This window comes from Arthrobacter sp. PAMC 25486 (assembly GCF_000785535.1).
Classification (GTDB): domain Bacteria; phylum Actinomycetota; class Actinomycetes; order Actinomycetales; family Micrococcaceae; genus Specibacter.
In genome coordinates, this window is record NZ_CP007595.1 from 2,980,841 (window position 1) to 2,998,982 (window position 18,142).

At 64.1% G+C, this 18,142-nt stretch carries 16 protein-coding genes; 6 read left to right on the forward strand and 10 right to left on the reverse strand.

The annotated features are described in order from the left end of the window. Positions 1-241 precede the first annotated feature (241 nt). On the reverse strand, positions 242-1,684 hold the full coding sequence (locus art_RS13620) for a DUF2079 domain-containing protein (protein ID WP_052136555.1): 1,443 nt from the start codon (positions 1,682-1,684) through the stop codon (positions 242-244). Positions 1,685-1,780: 96 nt separating this feature from the next. On the opposite strand from art_RS13620, the gene art_RS13625 reads away from it, so the two are divergent. Continuing rightward, a complete protein-coding gene (locus tag art_RS13625; protein WP_038465631.1) occupies positions 1,781-2,281 on the forward strand; it encodes a DUF456 domain-containing protein in 501 nt (166 codons plus the stop codon). 54 nt (positions 2,282-2,335) lie between these two features. Here art_RS13625 and art_RS13630 read toward each other — a convergent pair whose 3' ends face one another. Then, positions 2,336-2,821, reverse strand: a complete 486-nt coding sequence (locus art_RS13630; RefSeq protein WP_157875270.1) for a hypothetical protein — start codon at positions 2,819-2,821, stop codon at positions 2,336-2,338. A 125-nt stretch (positions 2,822-2,946) separates the two neighbouring features. Between art_RS13630 and art_RS13635 the strand changes: the two genes are divergently transcribed. From art_RS13635 to art_RS13645, 3 genes are read left to right on the forward strand one after another with little or no spacing between them, the layout of a single operon-like run. Then, complete coding sequence (locus art_RS13635) at positions 2,947-3,534, forward strand: GNAT family N-acetyltransferase (protein WP_038465635.1); 588 nt, start codon at positions 2,947-2,949, stop codon at positions 3,532-3,534. A gap of 1 nt (position 3,535) precedes the next feature. Then, positions 3,536-4,273 carry a GntR family transcriptional regulator gene (locus tag art_RS13640; protein WP_253901358.1) on the forward strand — a complete coding sequence of 246 codons (738 nt, stop codon included), beginning with the start codon at positions 3,536-3,538 and terminating at the stop codon, positions 4,271-4,273. Continuing rightward, a complete protein-coding gene (locus tag art_RS13645; protein ID WP_253901359.1) occupies positions 4,270-4,761 on the forward strand; it encodes a thioesterase family protein in 492 nt (163 codons plus the stop codon). The genes art_RS13640 and art_RS13645 overlap by 4 nt, the downstream gene beginning before the upstream one ends. Here art_RS13645 and art_RS21735 read toward each other — a convergent pair. Beyond that, positions 4,699-5,037, reverse strand: coding sequence for a hypothetical protein (locus tag art_RS21735; RefSeq protein ID WP_082000296.1), 339 nt, complete (start codon positions 5,035-5,037; stop codon positions 4,699-4,701). The genes art_RS13645 and art_RS21735 overlap by 63 nt on opposite strands. A 213-nt stretch (positions 5,038-5,250) precedes the next feature. Here art_RS21735 and art_RS13650 point away from each other — a divergent pair, with 213 nt between their 5' ends. Together art_RS13650 and art_RS13655 are read left to right on the forward strand one after the other, a co-directional pair. After that, on the forward strand, positions 5,251-8,058 hold the full coding sequence (locus art_RS13650; protein WP_052136974.1) for an FAD-binding and (Fe-S)-binding domain-containing protein: 2,808 nt from the start codon (positions 5,251-5,253) through the stop codon (positions 8,056-8,058). A 111-nt stretch (positions 8,059-8,169) separates the two neighbouring features. After that, positions 8,170-8,595 (forward strand): universal stress protein, encoded by a 426-nt coding sequence (locus art_RS13655; RefSeq protein WP_038465637.1) that lies wholly within the window; start codon positions 8,170-8,172, stop codon positions 8,593-8,595. A gap of 88 nt (positions 8,596-8,683) precedes the next feature. Here art_RS13655 and art_RS22290 read toward each other — a convergent pair whose 3' ends face one another. From art_RS22290 to art_RS13685, 7 genes are all read right to left on the reverse strand, one after another. Further along, positions 8,684-9,811 carry an ABC transporter permease gene (locus art_RS22290; protein WP_038465638.1) on the reverse strand — a complete coding sequence of 376 codons (1,128 nt, stop codon included), beginning with the start codon at positions 9,809-9,811 and terminating at the stop codon, positions 8,684-8,686. After that, the gene (locus art_RS13665; protein ID WP_052136975.1) at positions 9,808-10,497 is read right to left on the reverse strand and encodes an ABC transporter ATP-binding protein; all 690 of its coding nucleotides are present in this window, start codon (positions 10,495-10,497) and stop codon (positions 9,808-9,810) included. The genes art_RS22290 and art_RS13665 overlap by 4 nt, the downstream gene beginning before the upstream one ends. Continuing rightward, entirely contained in the window at positions 10,494-11,507 is a 1,014-nt protein-coding gene (locus art_RS13670) for a peptidoglycan-binding protein (RefSeq protein ID WP_157875271.1), read from the reverse strand. Before art_RS13670 ends, art_RS13665 begins: the two co-directional genes overlap by 4 nt. A 146-nt stretch (positions 11,508-11,653) precedes the next feature. Next, on the reverse strand, positions 11,654-12,250 hold the full coding sequence (locus tag art_RS13675) for a hypothetical protein (protein ID WP_162182060.1): 597 nt from the start codon (positions 12,248-12,250) through the stop codon (positions 11,654-11,656). Between the two features lie 1,199 nt (positions 12,251-13,449). After that, entirely contained in the window at positions 13,450-13,614 is a 165-nt protein-coding gene (locus art_RS22295) for a hypothetical protein (protein WP_157875272.1), read from the reverse strand. 25 nt (positions 13,615-13,639) lie between these two features. Next, on the reverse strand, positions 13,640-14,914 hold the full coding sequence (locus art_RS13680; RefSeq protein WP_052136557.1) for a hypothetical protein: 1,275 nt from the start codon (positions 14,912-14,914) through the stop codon (positions 13,640-13,642). Beyond that, complete coding sequence (locus art_RS13685) at positions 14,911-18,090, reverse strand: glycoside hydrolase family 38 C-terminal domain-containing protein (protein ID WP_038465642.1); 3,180 nt, start codon at positions 18,088-18,090, stop codon at positions 14,911-14,913. Before art_RS13685 ends, art_RS13680 begins: the two co-directional genes overlap by 4 nt. Positions 18,091-18,142 lie beyond the last annotated feature (52 nt).

An 18,142-nucleotide genomic window follows, 5' to 3' on the forward strand; every position in this document is an offset into this window, starting at 1 on the left:
GCCGTCGTTCCCCAACCGCTCCCAGACCTCGCAAGCTCGGCCCGGGGCCCTCGCCGTCGTTCCCCAACCGCTCCCAGACCTCGCAAGCTCGGCCCGGGGCCCTCGCGGTCGTGGGCCCGGAACTGCTGCGGGACCTCGCAAGCTCGGCCCGGGGCCCTCGCGGTCGTGGGCCCAGAACCGCTGCGGGACCTCGCCGTCGTGGGCCCAAAAAACCGCGGGAGCGTTCAGGGCTATTGATTGACTACTTTTGCCGGGCCACCTGGTAGCGGGAATCGGCAAATACGGTTTCATAGCGGGTGCCGGGGAAACGCTGTTGCGCCTCCGCAGCCGCGGCGGTGGGGGCAAGGCCGGGGCGGGCCGAAACGTCGATGAGCACATACTGCGGTGGCGGGTTTTCATTGCCGATCCAGTAAACCTCCGAGCGGTCAACGAGGTAGCTCATGAGGGAAATGTCGGTCTCAACTGTGACCCCGTCGGGCACTGCGGCGAGGGCGTTTTCCGAGGAAGCCACCGTGGTGAGGGGGAAGTGCCGTGAAGGATCAAGGAGGCTTCCCAATGCGTACTGGCTGCTCAGCACCACCGAAATGAGCAGGATTCCGGCACCCAGAAGTCGCCGTAAACGGGCTGAGTCAAGGACCCTCCGGCGGGACAGGGCATCGATGGCGGCGGCAAAAACAACTGGCATGAGCACGGCACTATACTGCCAATCCTGACCCCAGTAGACGGGCAACTCGGACAGGAAACGCCACGCCAAAGTTGGTAGAACTATCAAGGCCAGGGGTGAAAAAAGGCACAGCCCGGCCGTGATGGCCACCAGCAAAAGCACCGTGACAACCTTGTCAGGATAGAAAAATGAGAGCGGGTCGCTGAGCAGCCCGCCAATGTTGAGCTGGCTTTCATAGGCCCATTGGGAGCCCGGATTCAAAGCCGGCAGGATCACCTTCGTGGTCAGCACGAACCAGCCAGCCCCCCACGCTGCAAGCCACAGGCCCGCGGTGGTGTGGACGCGAAACGCCATGACGAGGCCAATCGTCAGGACCGTCAGGCCCAGGTCCTCCTTGACGAACACCAGCAGGGCAGCCCAGATCCAGGCTGCGCGCCACCGCCCATCGAGTAGCGCCGTGAGCGAGAGCGCCAGCAGCGGCACGGCGAAGGCGATCTCATGGAACTGTGAGTCAACGGCCGATTGCAGGCCCCAGCTCAGTGCGTAGCCGATGCCGATGCAGACGCCGGTGAATCTGCCGAGCCGTTTGATGGCAAAGTGCGTGATGACCGCAACGGAAACGGCGAACAACACATTTTGGACCACCAGCAGGGTGAACGCGTGGGGGAATACCTTGTAGATCGGGCCCAACACCACCAGCAACGGGTGGAAGTGATCGCCCAGGAGGTTGTAGCCCTCACCCTTCAGGCTCACGATGGGTGGCTGGAAGTTTGCATAGGCCTTGGCCAGTTGGGTGAAGATCCCCAGGTCCCAGGAACGAATGGTGAAGCTCTGCCATTGCAGCCACGAGAACAACGAATACAGCGCCAACGCCATGGCGCCCGCCAGTCCGGCAAGGCTAAGCGGCGATGCTGCTGCACGGCTGAGTGCGGCTGCACGTTGGAACGCGGCAGGCCAGCCGGGCCCGGAGGGGGCCGGCCCTGCTGATGCCTGGGGGTCGGGCTTCTGCACTGTGGTCACAGGGAAAGTCTAGGCCGCAGGCCCGGCAGGGCTGACATTGAGAAAGCTGCGCCGCGGCGGTGCAGCCTCTTCGAGTGGAAGTGGCATCATTGCAGCATGGATGCACAGATTATTTGGACCATTGTTTGCGGGTTGGCCATCATGGTCGGCGCAGTCGGCATCATCGTCCCGGTGCTGCCCGGCAGTATTTTGATTGGCATCAGCCTGCTGGTCTGGGCGCTGACGACGGGATCCACGTTGGGGTGGGTTGTCTTTGGTGTCGGCATTGTCTTTGTTGCCGCAGGCATGGCCTCCAGCGCAGTGCTGACCGGCCGGGCCATGAAGAAACAGTCCATTCCCGGCAGGTCGGTGGTTATTGGGCTGCTGCTGGGAATCGTTGGGTTCTTCGTGATCCCGGTGGTGGGGCTGCTGGTGGGCTTTGCCCTGGGCCTGTTTCTCTCCGAGCTCGCCCGGCAGAAGGATGCACGTGCAGCGGTGTCCTCGTCCATGGCCGCCATCAAGGCGACGGGATTGGGAATCCTTGCCGAATTTGGCTTCGCCTCGCTGGCTGCGGGGACGTGGGGACTTGGCGTCCTGATCCATTTCCTGAATCGCTAGACATGAACGGGCCGGAGTCGTCCGAGGAACGCCCAAGCGACTCCATCACGAAAGCTAAGGCATCTCCATCACTACATTGATGCCCGCCATGCGGCCGCCACAACGTTCGTTGCCGGAGACGCGTGTCCAATTCAAGGCCGCTGACTCGGTTGCGAGTACCTTGCCGTTGTGGTCGTAAACACTGAAGTTGACCGCATTGGGCGGCTGCGCGCCAACGTTCAACAGCCAGGTTCCGTCCTTCTGCTGGGTCAGGGAGCGGGTGTTCTCCACTGAATGAAGGGCAGCAGCGGCCGCGGATGTGCCGGGCGCCACGGGCACACACTCGGCACCGGAGCACGCACTGACTGCCGCGGCGTGGGTCATGCCGTTGAGGTTGCCTGCCAATGAGAGCGTGAGCTGGTTATCCCAGTTGGGGGAGGGACAGGCTCCGCCATCACGGTCGAGGACTATGGCCCCGATGACGAATGCCATGCAAAAGGCGGCGACCAGGGGAACCAAAACAAGTTCCACGCGACGGCGAGTTGTTGGAGCGGCAGACATGCGCTCATGCTATCGAAGGATCCTGACTGTTTCCCGCAAGCCTTTCTGCTGCCAGGCAGCCCTCAAAACCGGCCGCGAAAGCCGCTGCGTCCAGGAAGAATACCAATCGCCATTAGGATCTGAACATGGCTTCCGAGATCTCCGCCCCATCCCAGCCGAGCTATCCCTTCAGTCACAACGGCATCCGGCTGCGACCCGTCACCGAGGCAGATGCGCTGGCCGTGAATGCCTATAGGTCACTCGCCGAGGTTGCCCGCTATCTGCCGCACCCGCCCCACACCATGGCCGACACCGTGCTGACCATGGCCTCGATGGCATCACAAAAGGAGCTGTCCACGCCCGGCCAGTGGCTTGATCTCGCGGTGGAGCATGGCAATTCCGCGGAAGTCGTGGGTGAGGTGCTGCTGAAGTGGGATGTCGCCAATCCGCAGCGAGGAGAAATCGGGTTTGTTTTCAGCCCCAAGGTCCAGGGCCGGGGGATCGCCCATGCCGCCTGCGCCGCCGCCCTGAACATCGCCTTCAACCATTTCGGCTGGCACCGGGTGGAGGGGATTTGCGATGACAGGAATGAAAAGTCTGCCGCACTCATGACCCGTCTCGGAATGCGGCGTGAGGCAACGTTTGTGGAAGCGGACTGGAGCAAGGATGAATGGATCACCCTGCGCCACTACGCCATTCTCAACCGCGAATGGCCTGCCGAAGATGCGTCCTGAGGTGAGCCAAAGGCAACCGCCACGTTCGACGTCGGCCCTGGGGAAAGGCGGGCACGTCACCGAAAGTGCGCCCACCCTCAAACGCGCCCATGCCGGCAAGGGGGCAGCGGATTGGCTGCGGGCGGCCATTTTGGGTGGTCAACTGCGGCCGGGGACGAAGCTGTCGGAGCAGTCACTCGGTGAGACGCTGGGCGTTTCGCGGAACACCCTGCGCGAGGCGTTTGCCGTGCTGGGTGCGGAGCGGATTGTCACGCGCATCCCCAACAGGGGCGTTTTCGTGGCCCAGCCGTCGCGGGCTGATGTGCAGGAAATGTACCGGATTCGGTGCATCCTGGAGCCTGCGGCGTTGCTGCAGGAGCGCACGCCGGCGGCCGGGGCCACCATCGAGCCGGAGCTCGCCGCGGCGGTGCAGCAGGGCCTGGCTGCGCGCGAACGGCACGACGTGCCGGGAATGGCCGCGGCAAACCAGCAATTTCATGCCCTGGTGGTGGCCCTGGCGGGGAGTTCGCGGTTGGACACCCTGATGGCTCATGTTCAGTCGGAGATGCGGCTGGTGTTTCATGCCATGGCCGCGGATCCCGCATTCCACGCACCCTTCAGCAGCCAAAATGCCGAGATTTTAGCCCTGTGGCGTCATGGCCAGCGTGCGCAGGCAGCAGCCAATTTATCGAACTATCTCGCCGCCGCGCAGGAGCAGGTGCTGGCGGCCATGCCACATGAAAGCGGACGATTCTCATGACCCAGCAACAGGACAAGCACGACGGCGGGACGCACCTCACGCTCCAGGTTCCCATGCGCTGGGGAGACATGGATGCCTACGGGCACATCAACAATGTGGAGGTGCTGCGCATCCTCGAGGAGGCCCGAGTGCACGCGTTTGGGCCACCGGCAGGGACGGGACTGCCGGGGGTGGAAGTGCCCCAGCCCATCTTCTCCGAGCTGGCTGCTGACGTGCAGGCATTGGTGGTCGAGCACCGGGTCAAGTACCTGACGCCGCTGAACTACCGCAACATCCCGGCCCGCGTGGAGCTCTGGATCAGTGCCGTGAAGGGTGCCAGCTTTACCGTGGCCTACGCAATTTTTGATCCGGTCGACGAAACCAAGTGCGTCATCGCCGAGACGGTGCTGGCGTTCTTTCACGAACCGAGCGGCATCCTCGTGCGGCTAACAGCGGAGAAGAAGGCGCAATTGCTGCCACTGCGGGGACCGGCCAACTTCAAGGGGTGATCCCGGGGCGAAAGCGCGGCTACTGTCCACCGCAGACTGGGCGATCATGTCCCCCATCAGCGCGGTTAGCCGTGAACCGCCGTCGTCGACCAGCAGGACGGCGCCCCGGCCGGGCGTCGTCAGCGTTGCCTTCACCAGTCCGTTGCCGCCCAGGCATTGAATGGTGCGGGCCGGCCCGCTGAAGGTCGCAATCGCGCCAAAGTCCCGAAACTGCACCGAAACGGAGGCCAGTTCGGGGCCGTGCAAGTCATAAAGGTCTGCAGTGGCGATGCTCATGGTGCTCCCAACGCTGGAGATGATGTTTGGCCCAGCATAAAGTGAAATACTCGTGGAACGCGAGAGCGCAAGCCAGCGGACGCACCATTGATGGCATTCCGCCTCGATGGGCCAGGGGAATGCAAAGGGGCAAAAATGTCGGCGCAGACAGGCGTGGATGACGGAATCTCGGCAGCATTGAGTGGCGTGGTGCGCCAGGAAATTGCTGCGGCCATGGGACGCCCGGAACAGACCCGCACGGGCGCCCTTGACCGCCATGCCAATGCCCACGATGCCTCGCACTTCCTGCTGATCCCGCAGGCCGTGGCCGTCCCCGCAAACGCCGCAGAAGTGGGCGCGCTCATGAGGATCAGCGCCGCCCGCGGACTGCCCCTGACCCTGCGCTCCGGCGGCACAAGCCTGAGCGGACAGGCCGTCAGCGGAGGACTGCTGGTGGATGTGCGCAAGAACTTCCGTGCCATTGACGTGCTCGACGGCGGGGCACGGGTCCGCGTGCAACCGGGGGTTACGGTGCGGGAGCTGAATGCGAGGCTGCTGCGCTTTGGCAGGAAGTTTGGACCCGACCCGGCCAGCGAAGCGGCATGCACGATTGGCGGCGTCGTGGCCAACAACTCCTCCGGCATGGCGTGCGGCACCACCGACAACGCCTACCGCACGCTGGAATCACTGACCCTGGTGCTGCCCAGCGGCACTGTCATCGACACCGGCGCCCCAGATGCCTCGGCACGCCTGCGCGCCCTGGAGCCCGAACTGTTCAAGGGCCTGGGTGAACTGGCCGAGAGGGTGCGCAGCAATCCGGTCTCCCGTGCCACCGTTGAGGCGCAGTTCGCCATGAAGAACACCATGGGCTACGGACTGAACTCGCTGCTGGACTTCGAGGACCCCGTGGACATCCTGGCCCACCTGGTCATCGGCAGCGAAGGCACGCTGGGGTTCGTGGCGGAGGCCGTGTTCCGGACGGTGCCGCGGCTGGCCCATGCCACATCCGGGCTGCTGGTGTTTAAAAATCTCGAAGCCGCCAACACGGCCCTGCCCGCCCTGGTGGATAGCGGCGCCGCAACCATTGAGCTCATGGACTCGCTCTCGCTCAAGGTGGGACAGCGGCTCACACAGGTGCCCGGCGTCGTGCGTGGATTGCATGTTGAGCAGCAGGCGGCGCTGCTGGTGGAATACCAAAGCGGTGACCCGAACGAACTGGCAGGGCACCACGCCCAGGCTGTGGCGCTTGCCGGAACGCTGGGGCTGGACGAGCCGGCCGAGTTCAGCTCGGATGCCTTGGTCCGGGCTGAGCTGTGGCACCTGCGCAAGGGCCTGTACACGTCGGTGGCCGGGGCGCGCCCGCAGGGCACCACCGCACTGTTGGAGGACGTGGTGGTTCCGGTGCCCGCACTGGCCCGGACCTGCCTGGAGTTGAACACCCTCTTTAATAAGTACAGTTATGCTAATTCCGTCATTTTTGGGCACGCCAAGGACGGCAATATCCACTTCATGCTCACCGACAAGTTCGCCAGCAAGGACGAGCTGGACCGCTACTCGGCCTTCACCGAGGACATGGTGGATGTGGTGCTCGGCGAAGGCGGCTCGCTCAAGGCCGAGCACGGCACTGGCCGTGTCATGGCACCATTTGTGCGCCGCCAGTACGGCGCTGAGCTGTACGCGGTGATGCGCCGCATTAAGGAGCTATGCGACCCCGCCGGCATGCTCAATCCGGGCGTCATTCTCGACGAGGATCCTGTAGCGCATCTGCGCCATATCAAGGCGGCGCCGCCGGAGGTCGACCCGGAAGTGGACCGCTGCGTCTCCTGCGGCTACTGCGAACCCGTGTGCCCCAGCAAGAACCTGACGCTGACCCCGCGCCAGCGCATTGTCACGCTGCGCGACATGGAGGCGGCCCGCCACGACGGCAACACGGCCCTGGCGGAGGAGCTCGCCAAGGACTACGACTACGCCGGCGTTGACACCTGCGCAGTGGATGGCATGTGCCAGACCGCCTGCCCCGTGGACATCAACACCGGCACATTGGTCAAACACCTGCGCACCAAGGCTGCCGGCAAGATTGAAAACGGCGTGTGGGGGACGGCCGCCAAGCATTGGGGCGCCGTCACCCAGGGGGCCGGGCTGGCACTGGGCGTCGCCGCGAAGGTGCCGGCCGCCGTCGTGCAGCCGGCAAACAAGCTGGGACGAAAGATCCTTGGTGCGGACACGCTGCCGCTGTACTCCTCCGAACTGCCTGCGGGAGGTGCGGCTCGACGGCGGCCCGCACCTTTGGAGGAGCCGGCGGCCGTGTATTTCCCCGCCTGCGTGAACGTGATGTTCGGGCCTGCGGAGGCCGGCTCGGCCGGTGTGCAGGCGAGTTTTGAGCAGCTGTGTGCGGCCGCCGGGGTGGAACTGCTGGTGCCGGAGGGCATTTCCGATGCCTGCTGCGGGACGCCGTGGTCGTCGAAGGGCATGGCCGCCGGCTTGGCGCAGATGCATGAACGGACACTGAAGCTGCTGCGCGAGGCTACGCGCGACGGCGAGCTGGACGTCATTTGCGACGCCTCCAGTTGCACCGAGGGTTTGCTGCACACGATCGAAAGCGAAGTCCTGGCGGTCGGGCAGAGGCCGTTGCGGGTGGTGGATGCGGTGGAGTTCACGGCGGAGAAGCTGCTGCCGCTGCTGGGCGGGGGCTGGGAGAAATTGGAGTCGATGGCACTGCACCCCACGTGCTCGTCGGTTCGCATGGGCCTGAACCCCGCCCTGGTTCAGGTGGCGGAGGCGGCGGCGGATTCCGTGCAGGTGCCGGACAACTGGGGCTGCTGCGGCTTTGCCGGGGACCGCGGCATGCTGCACCCGGAACTCACGGCCTCAGCCACGGCTGCACAGGCCGGGGATGTAGCGGCGATGGACGCAATCGTGCATGCCTCCTGCAACAGGACCTGCGAACTTGGCATGACACGGGCCACGGGGCAGGACTACCGGCATGTGCTGGAAATCCTTGCCGACGCCGTTTCCGCCCCGGTTCGCGTAACAGGAGGGTAAGTTCGCGCACGTTTAGGCCTAAACACGGGCAGTTGTGGCTAAAGTAGGGGACAAGATATGGCGTCAGTACGCAATGTGCTGGTGTTTCGAAGCAAGCAAAGGATGAAACAAATGGCTGGAATCATCATTGTCGGCGTAGACGGCAACTCAACGTCCATGAAGGCTGCCCGCGTTGCCGCGGAACTAGCCAAGGCCACCGGGCGCACCCTGCGCGTCGTGACCGCGTTCGGCGAAGACAAGACCGAAAAGGTTGCCATCGGAAACGACGAGTGGTTCCTCTCAACAGCAGACGAGGCAGAGCGTGTTGCTCAGCGCGTCGCGGAAGAGCTGAAGATCAGCGGCGTCAAGACCGAGTACTCCTCGGCACTGGGCAAGCCCGCCGACGTCCTGCTCGAAGAAGCCACCAAGCTCAAGGCTGAACTGATCGTTGTTGGCAACGTCCGCATGCAGGGCCTGGCTCGCGTGCTGGGATCGGTTGCAAACGCTGTTTCACACAACGCCCCGTGCGACGTGTACATCGTGAAGACCGACGGCTAATTATTGTTGTTTGCAAAACCCCCGCGGCGCCTGGCGTTGCGGGGGTTTTGTGTTTTTGGGCGGCACGGGGATGCGTGAAGGGTGCCGCTCACGGGACCCGGAGTTCCTTGATGGGGTCTCGCCAGGCGGCGCCGATCGCAGGGAGGATGGAGGCCGCCAGGCAGGTGAACAGGGTGAGAAGCCCGACGGCGACCAGGTACCCCAGGCCGGGGACCGGCGAGTTTGTGCCTGCCAGGAAGGTGACGGCTCCAACGGTACCGAGGATAATTCCGGTGGTGGAGACGAGCGCTGCCTGGCCCAGGATGAGGCCCATCACCAAGGAGCGTGAGGCGCCGAGCGCGCGGCGGCGTCCGTAGTCCTTGCGCTTGATCATCATAAGCCCGGCTTGAATCGCGGCGACCAAAACGGCGCTGAGGGCCATGGCGCCGGCAACCATGGATTTTTGGAAGCTGCCGAATTGGCTCGAGAGCAGTCCCGCGAGGTCGGCGAGCTGTTGGCTGGTGCTCACGCGGAGGTCGTTGGGGTTGTCGCCGACGAGGATGCCGGTGACGATTTTCGTCAGCGCGGCCACGGACGCGGCGTCGGAGGCCGTGACCACCACGGCAGTGGCGTTGCCGGCCTCGGCGAGGGGCCGGGGGACCACGGCGAGGGGTTCCAGGAAGGCGAGGGCGTCGGGGACCCGCAGGCCCACGGCGGCGGAGTAGGACGTGCCGGCGGCGGTTTCCACGGCGATGGTCCCGTCCACGGCGCCGATGGTTTTCCCGGCTTGTTCCGACAAGTACAGCACGGAGCCGCTCAGCTCGGTGGGTTCCTGCGGCAGCGTGCCGAGTCCGAGTTCTGCCGGGGTGTCGGTGTAAAGGGAGCGGACGGGAAGCTTGGTGCCGTAGGTGATGGCCTGGACGTCGTTGGCGGGTCCGACGGCGGTGAGCTCGGCAACGTTGCCCAATCCGGCCAGGGCGTCGATTGCCTGCGCGTCAAAGGGGGTGCCGCTGGCGGAGGAAAACACCAGGGTGCGGGCCCCGGCCGAGTCCAGCGACTCCGTCAGCGCGGTCCGCATTCCCTCGGACTTCCCTGCGGTGAGCAGCACGATCACGCACATGCCCGCCACGATGATCACGGACAAGATTGAGGCGGCCTTGTACGCGACCATGGAGGCGAAGCTCTCCCGCGCCAGCGCCCGGAACCCCCGCAGCGCAGAGCCTTGGGTGGCGGTCATAGTTTCACCACCCGGTCCGCAAGACTGACGACGGCGGGATCGTGCGTTGCGACGATGACCACCCCTCCCGCTTGGGCGTGGGCGTGCAGGGCGGTGGTGACGATCCCGGAGGATTCGGCGTCGAGGTTTCCCGTGGGCTCGTCCGCCAGCACAATCGAGGGGTTGTGCAGCAGCGCCCGGCACAGGGCGATCCGCTGGGCCTGCCCGCCGGAGATCTGCCCGGGCTTATGGGTGGCACGTTCGGTCACCCCAAACTGTTCCAACAGTTCCATGGCCCGCGGTGTGCGGGACTTCTTCGTCTCGCCCCGGTACAGGCAGGTCTCCAACACGTTGTCGAGCACGGTGCGGGTGGGGTCCAGTGCGGAGTCCTGGAACACGAAACCGTAGGCCGAGGCACGCAAGGCGGCCCGTCCGGCGTCGTTCATGGCAGAAGCATTGGTGCCGGACACGGAAACGTGGCCCGCACTGGGTTTGAGCATGAGGCCCAGTAAGTAGAGCAGGGTGGATTTGCCGCGGCCGCTGGGACCGGTCAGGATGGTCAGCTCGCCCGGGTGGAAGTCCAGGGACAGGCCGTTGAAGAGTTCCTCGGTGCGCGGGAATGCGAAGCTGAGGTCCCGGATGGACAGCCCCGTGCCGGGGGTGAAAACGGAAGTGCCCGTGTCGGTCCCGGCGCTTGTGTCGGTCATGGTTTTGGGGCTGCCGGCGCCCACAACTGGATGACGGTGCCGGCGTCCACACCTGTCACGATGCTCATGCCCGAGGAGGTCCCGACAACTTCGACGGGCTGGTCGGTGCCGGATGCCAGCATCACCGAAGTGCCGCCGGAGGCGTTGGTGCGGATCGCCGAGGATGGCACCACCAGCCCTTCCTGGTGCGGGACCAGGGTGATTTCCGTGGGGAACAATGCGTCCTTCACCGCCGTGAGTGCCCCGCAGTCCGCCCCGCAGATGGGCGTATCTGTGGCGGATCCGAGCACCAGCAGTTTGTTGCTTCCGTTGGCCAATTCCCTGATCCCGGAAACCTGGCCCGGCCACCTCGCTTCCCCGTTCTTGATGCTGACCGGAGTTCCCACAGGAATGGTCTGCGCCTGCTCGTTCGGAACCTCGATGGTGAATTCCGGCACGGCCGAGGCCACGGTCAACACCTTCTCCCCGCCTGCCAGGGTGGCGCCGACGCTGATGATGTCGGGATCGAACTGAATCCTCGCCGGCAGCCCGGGAGCGAAGATCACGGCCCCGTTTGCTACAGTCCCGGTGTCCTTGGCGCCAATGTCCCTCTGCCACGCCTTGATGGCCTGGGCAAACACCCAGTCCACCTTGCTGGTCTCCGGGTCCACGCCGTAGCCGCGCTCGGCGAGCATCGCGGCGAGTTGTACGACGTCCGGGCCTTCCGTTCCCGTGGTGATCTCACGGAACGCCGGGGTGCTCCCTGCGACCAAAGCGACCGGGGCAAGGTCGGCGGCGTAGATCGGATCGCCGGAGACTTTGGGGTCGGCTACGGGTTCCATGGACGTGACGACGCCCGCGGCGCGGTTGATGCCGGAGGCTTCAGAGCCCCATGCTGCCGCCGCGTTCAACGTGATGGCCTTGCCAAGGCTGCCTTGCCTCACCGTGAACGTATTCACCACGCTCTGCGCAGTGGTGGCCGGCGGCGGAGTGAAGATCTTCCCCAGCGACCAGCCCGCCAGCGCAGACACGATGGCCACCCCAATCACCAGAGCAACAATCTTGCCGACGCCGCGTTTTCGCCTCGTGGGCCTGAGCGGCCGGGGCGGCTCGCTTCTGCTGGGCGCGGATGCGTCCGCCTGCGCGGAATCAACTGTCCTGGCGGAATCCTTGCCGGTCACAGGGTGTTCGCGTAGTTCAAAGGATCAGGACAGGCCAGGCGCGCCTCGTCGACGATCGTCTCGCCCGCACTGGATAGCTGCTTCATGGTGTCCAGTCCCCAGGGCGACCACGGCTGATTCTCACCGGGAGCGTCGAATGACTCAACGAACGACTGCTCACTGGGGGCATCCGCAACCTGGACCTTGATGTCGCCGAAGATGTCCAGCGCTTCCAAGCACTTGGCGGCTTCAATATTCAGTACATAAAGCTTGTGGCGCTGGGCCTCAGTAATTTCGGGCTCGTCATTGAAGCCCAGTTCGTCATAACAATCCCGAATGCCCTGGTAAGCCAGATCCAACTGATCTTCCGGCACCTGCTCGTTGCCGAATTTGACGCCGCCCTGAGAGTCGGGGAGAACAGTAAATCCCTTGTCTTTCATGCATGAAACCTGCAGGTGTGCCTGCTCCATCCGGAAATCAGGATTCAACGCCTTGTAGTCCTTGGCGGATTCAGACTCGGCCGGGCTGCAGCCGGTCATGACCAAGAGCGCCAGCACTGCCACGCCTGCGAAGGCGGCGGAAGTGCGGGTAGAGCGGCGGTGCAGCATGGACATGTCCCCCATCGGCCATTCATTATTGATACCAATTCGACACTACCGGTGATTAGCATCACGGTAGAAATGTGTGACGGCGCGGAATCGTCCGAAACTAGGCCTGTGGCATCTCCAGTAGCGCGAGTGATCCGGGCATTTACGCTGCGCCTTGAGGAAGCCGACGGTGCCCTGGAAGTACTGGCGCGCCACGGCATGGCTGCCAACCTCCGCGACCCACGGCTGCAACCCTGTCCACCGGTGGACTCGGAGGGTTTAATGAGCAACCCTCCCGGCGAGGCCCAGTCAACTGTGAATGCCAGTTTCTGGAAGCATCTCCCGACCTCAAGATTGAGCGCGCAGATCGACTGCAGGGTTCCATCGCCAATGCCCCTCCAGTGAACGGGGCAAACAAAAAAAGCTGCCGGCGCGATTCGAAAGTCCCACTTTCAAATCGCGCCGGCAGCTTTGCAAGCCGGATTCCGACTTACAGGCCCAGCGAACGAAGCAGGGCAATGAGGAGATCAAGAAGGTTGGTCAACATTTTTGCGGTCCTTTCATGTGGAAATCAGTGTGTGGTCATTTTCGAATGATAGTCGAATTAGCTGCAAAACACTTGTCAATGGTCAATTGTTTTGCCTCCAGCAGTAGAATACTCGAAATTTTATTGACTGCAAATTGTTCAGAATCCGTTGCTTCGGCAATGTTACAAGGTTCCGTAACAACGACTGATTGGACTTTTTCGCATCTTCCGCAGTCGTGGGAACGTGGGCCCGCCAACCGCAAGCATCGAGCGCACGCGCCTGAAACCAGGCGTAGATGCGGGAAGTTCCACTTGTTTGGGCGGCCATCAAGCTTGCCCTTGATGGCGGATTAATCAATTGAAATGATTATTGCAAGATTATTAATGGTGGCCTTTTGGATAGTTTATCCGGGCTCCCTTTTGCGCCTGAAAAGATAGCCGTGAGCTTCCATTGGTGGCAAGCTGTTCGGCTAATAGACTCACCGGTTGGTTAATTTCTCCGGGTATCTTCGGGCGGCACTGCCGTGAAATGCTGCATCGCCGCTTGGCCATTCGGGTAATTGGCGTTTTGTGTTCCCGTTTGTCCAATCGAAGGGGAAATCTAATCCCCTCAAGTGTGCGCTCGTGAGGTGGGCTGACCTTTTGGGCAGCCTAGGCTTTTTGGATAATTTTATGGCAAGCAGAGCCAAGGCCATTTGTGCTAGGGGAAGGTGAAAAACGCGGTGACAATCCGCTCGAGAAGTGGTGAGAGTTCTGCCGGGTACGTGCGGGCCGGCCGCACCATCATGGCAAACCAGCCATTCTCGTCCAGCAGCTCCCAGCCCTCACCTGCTTCCTTGAAAGCGGCCTCGTCCCAGTGCTTCATTGCGTACCCACGGCTACAACCAGTGCTACACGACCACGTCGGTGATGCCGCGGGCGGCGAGGTAGCCGGCGTCGGACGTGGTGGAGGCGCGGACCAGGGCAGGCTTAGTGCCCGAGGCGGCACGCGCCAGCCAAGACGTGAACAGCTCGCCGGAAGGATCGGCCACCGAGCGGCCAATTCCTGTGGCCTCGTCCCCCGGTTCGAAGGACAGTGCCGTACTGCGCTGGACCGGGGCCGTGGGGTTGGCCTTCTCGGCGGCAATCAGCTCGGCCAGGCGCAGGCCTGCGGGCTTGGGGCGGCGGTTCGAATCCAGCAGGCCCAGCGTGTATTCCAGCTCGGGGAAATCGGCCAACTTGCGGCTGACATCGTGAGAACACCACCAGGTGACACCCCACAGGTTCGGCGTATCCAGCACGGGGCGCAGACTCTGCTCCAGGAAGTCCGCCGCACCGTCGAAGGGAACAGCCGGGTACGGCGCGCCAATCTCCTGCAGCCAGATGGGCCGGGCGGGATCGTCGGCGTAGGCGTCGGCCAGTTGGACCAGATAGTCGGCAAACAGCGTGCGTGCCGGGTGCCCCTGCGGAAACAGGTGCGCCACGGCCACAAACACCCACGAGTGCACCGTGGTGGCATTCCCAAGCGTGGCCGCGTGCCTTGGAGTGACTGGGCAGCTGTCCACAAACCAGGCGTTGTCGTCAAAGCTGTGCTGGTGCATGCCGGTGGGCCAGGCCTTGCGGGCAGCGGCGAGGAGCGTTTTGAACCACTCGCCCATTTCCACGGGCGTGGTGAGCTGCTGCTCGGGGTGGCGTTCCACGGCGAACTGGTTCGTCTCGTTGCCCACCGTCATGCCAAGCACATTTTCGCGCGACCCGACCTCGGTGGCCAGCGCCGTGATGAGCCGCGCCTCGGCCTCAACCACTTCCGGGTCGGTGTAGATGTTGCGGCGGTGCCAGCTGGTCACCCATGCGGGCAGGAAGTCGAAGCTGGACAGGTGCCCCTGCAGGCCGTCAACCGAAACGTCCAGGCCGAACTCCGCGGCGGCGTCCACCACACGTCCCACATCGGCAATGCCGGCCGGGCGGATCAAAGCACGGTTCGGCTGCAGCAGCGGCCACAGCGGGAAAATGCGCACATGGTCCAGGCCCAGCCTTGCGATGGACTCAAAGTCAGCACGCACCGCGTCCACATCGAAGTCCTGCCACGAATGGAACCAGCCCTCGCTCGGGGTGTAGTTCACGCCCCAGCGCAGCGGATTCCTCCGGCGGGACGGGACGGATGCCGCGGGGAAGCGGAGGTTCATTTAATGGCTTTCTGTAGGCGCAGGGTGAGAATTTGGAAGGGGCGCAGGGTGAGCACCATGGTGGGGTTGCCGCCAACGCCGGTTGTGTCCGCGGCACCCACGGTGAGGGAAGCGGCGTCGTACGGCTGCTCGAGAAGATTGTTCTCCACGACCGAGGCCACGAGGAACGACGCCGACAGCCTCACCTTCGCCCGCGCGCCAAGAGGCTCGTACAGACGTACGATGACGTCGCCGCTGCGGTCGTCGGCCAATTTCACGGCCTCGATCAACGCACCGGAAGAATCCGTGCTGACGAGGGGCTCGACGTCGGCCGCCGCACCAGGCACGCCACGCCACAGCAGATTGATCTCGTAGCCAGCGGCCACGGCATCTGCCACGTCCGCACCCACCACGAGCCCATAACTAAACGTGTGCCAGCCCTGGTCCGTCTCCGGGTCGGGGAAGCGCGGCCCGCGCAGCAGCGACAACCGCACAGTGGTGAAGCTGGAACCGTTGGTACCGGGGTGTCGAGACACATCATGGCCGTAGGTGGAATCGTTGATGACGGCCGCGCCAAAGCCGGGCTCGCCCACATGCACCCAGCGGTGCGCGCACACCTCAAAACGGGCGTTGTCCCAGGAGGTGTTCTCGTGCGTGGCGCGCTGGATGTGCCCGTACTGCGTCTCGAAACGGGCGTGGTCCGCGTGCACGTCGAGCGGGAACGCGGCTTTGAGCAGCGTCTCCTGCTCGTGCCAATCGACCTCATTGAGGACGGTGATGACCTTGGAATCCGGGGCGATGCGCACGCGCTGGGTGATGTGCGACTTCCGGAATGAACGCTCAATGGACACGTGCGCCGCACCGTCAAAGATGGCAACCTCGAGCGAATCCAGCTCGCGGATGTCCGTCACGGTGTTCTTGTAGAACTCGTCAATGTCCCATGCGTCCCACATGTTCGGGAAATCCGCGTGCAGCTGGAGCAGGTTGGCGCCCTGCCCGGCCGGCACCAGCTCGCGGTTCGCTCCCACATCCAGGATGGAACTGATGACCCCGTCCGCGCCGAAGCGGACGCTGATGAGCCCGTTATGCACGACGACGTCTGCCCCGTCCCGCTGCACCGTCACTTCCGTGGTGGCCGGTTCCGGGACACCCGCACTCAGCGGTGCAATGCCGAGGCGCGGATAGGGGGAAGCGTTGAAATGGGCTATGTCGGTGGCTGGGGCATCCGGCAGCGGTGGTGCCAGCGCGAGCAGCGCCGTGCTGATGAGCTCAGCAAGGTCCTGCGCAATTTGGGCGTACTGTTCCGCGGCCTCGCGGTGCACCCAGGCGATGGAGGAGCCGGGCAGGATGTCGTGGAACTGGTTGAGCAGCACGAGCTTCCAGATTCGGTCGAGCTCGTCATAGGGGTAATCGATGAGCCCACGCGCGGCAGCAGTGGCGCTCCATAGTTCCGCTTCGCGGAGCAGGTGTTCGCTGCGGCGGTTGCCCTGCTTCGTCAGCGCCTGCGAGGTGTACGTGCCGCGGTGCAGCTCAAGGTACAACTCCCCCTTCCATACCGGAGCGTTGGGATACTCGGCCTCGGCCGCGGTGAAGAACTCTGAAGGGGAGGCGATGGTGACCTGCGGGGAGCCTTCCAAATCGCTGGTGCGCTTTGCCCGGGCGAGCATTTCGCGCGTGGGTCCGCCGCCGCCGTCGCCCCAGCCAAAGGGCACCAGCGAATTCTTCGCCGCGCCCTTGTCCCGGAAGTTGCTCACGGCGTGCGCCAGCTCCTGCCCGGAGAGTTGGGAGTTGTACGTGTCGACGGGTGGGAAGTGCGTGAACACGCGGGTGCCGTCGATCCCCTCCCAATTAAAGGTGTGGTGTGGGAACTTGTTGACGGTGTTCCAGGAGATCTTCTGCGTCAGGAACCACTTGGCGCCGGCCTGCTTCACGATCTGGGGCAGCGCGGCGGAATAGCCGAAGGAGTCCGGCAGCCACACCTCCTGGCATTCGATGCCGAAGTTCTCCCTGAAAAACCGCTGGCCGTACGTGAATTGGCGGGCCATGGCCTCCGAGCCCACCATGTTGGTGTCGGACTCGACCCACATGCCGCCCACCGGGATGAGCCGGCCCTCCGCCACGGCCTCCTTGACCTTCGCGAACACCTCCGGCCGCTGCTCCTTCAACCATTCATACTGCTGGGCGGAGGACATGGCGAACTGAAACTCCGGGTTCTCCTTTAGTAAATTGACCACGCTCGACGTCGTCCGGGCCACCTTGCGCACGGTCTCGCGCACAGGCCACAGCCAGGCCGAGTCGATGTGTGCGTGCCCAATGGCCGTGATTTGGTGGGCGCTGGCATTGGCTGGCTGCGCCAGGACGTCGGCCAGCTGCGCACGCGCTACAGACGCCGTGCCCGGTATGTCGGTGAGGGACACGGCGTCGAGCGCACGTTCCAGCGCATACAGGATGTCCCAGCGGCGCGGATTGCCCAGGTCCAGCTCATTTTGCAGCTGGTCCAGAACCTCGAAGTCTTGCACCAGCTCCCAGACCTCGGTGTTGAAGATGTTGATGTCAGCCCGGGCCATCGTATAGCGCGGGGCATCCCCGGCCGTGAACTTTTCGCCCAGTTGGGTGGGAACAAAGGGGTTGTCGGTGAATACGAAGGGGTTGGCGGCCGCCTCAACATAGAGGTCGATGGACTCCCCGCCCTGGGCGGTGCTGCCGGAGTCAGTGCCAGCCATCGGCACCCAGGTGTTCAGCGGGTTCAACGCCTTCACAGTGGTGCCGTCCGGGCGGTAGACGAGGCCCTCGGCTTGGAATCCCGGCCAGGACTGGCTGAATCCCAGATCCACCACGAGCTCCACCTTGTGCCCGCGCGCTTCCGGCGGAACGGTGCCGGTGAGATGGATCCAGCTGGTGCCCCACGCAGGTCCCCACTGCTGGCCCACGGAGAACGGCTCGTAGCGGACGCGGGCGGCAGCCGCAGCGGACCCGGCCGAAGCGGCAGGAACGGTGCCGGCGGAAGGCGGCAGGCCGGCGTCGTCCGTCCCCAGTGAAGGCAGGGCGACCGACGGGTCCACGGGCTCGCCCTGCCCTCCCTCCACATGCCAGGCCGTCAGCTCCAGCGGGGCAAGTGGGGTGTGGATGGCGGGGATGATCCGCTCCACAAGCACCCGTTTGAGCCGGTTTTGGATGAGCCCGTGTTTGTCGTGCATGTGCGATGACCTTCCCGTGGCGGACGGTGGAATGCATTGAACATTCAGTCTA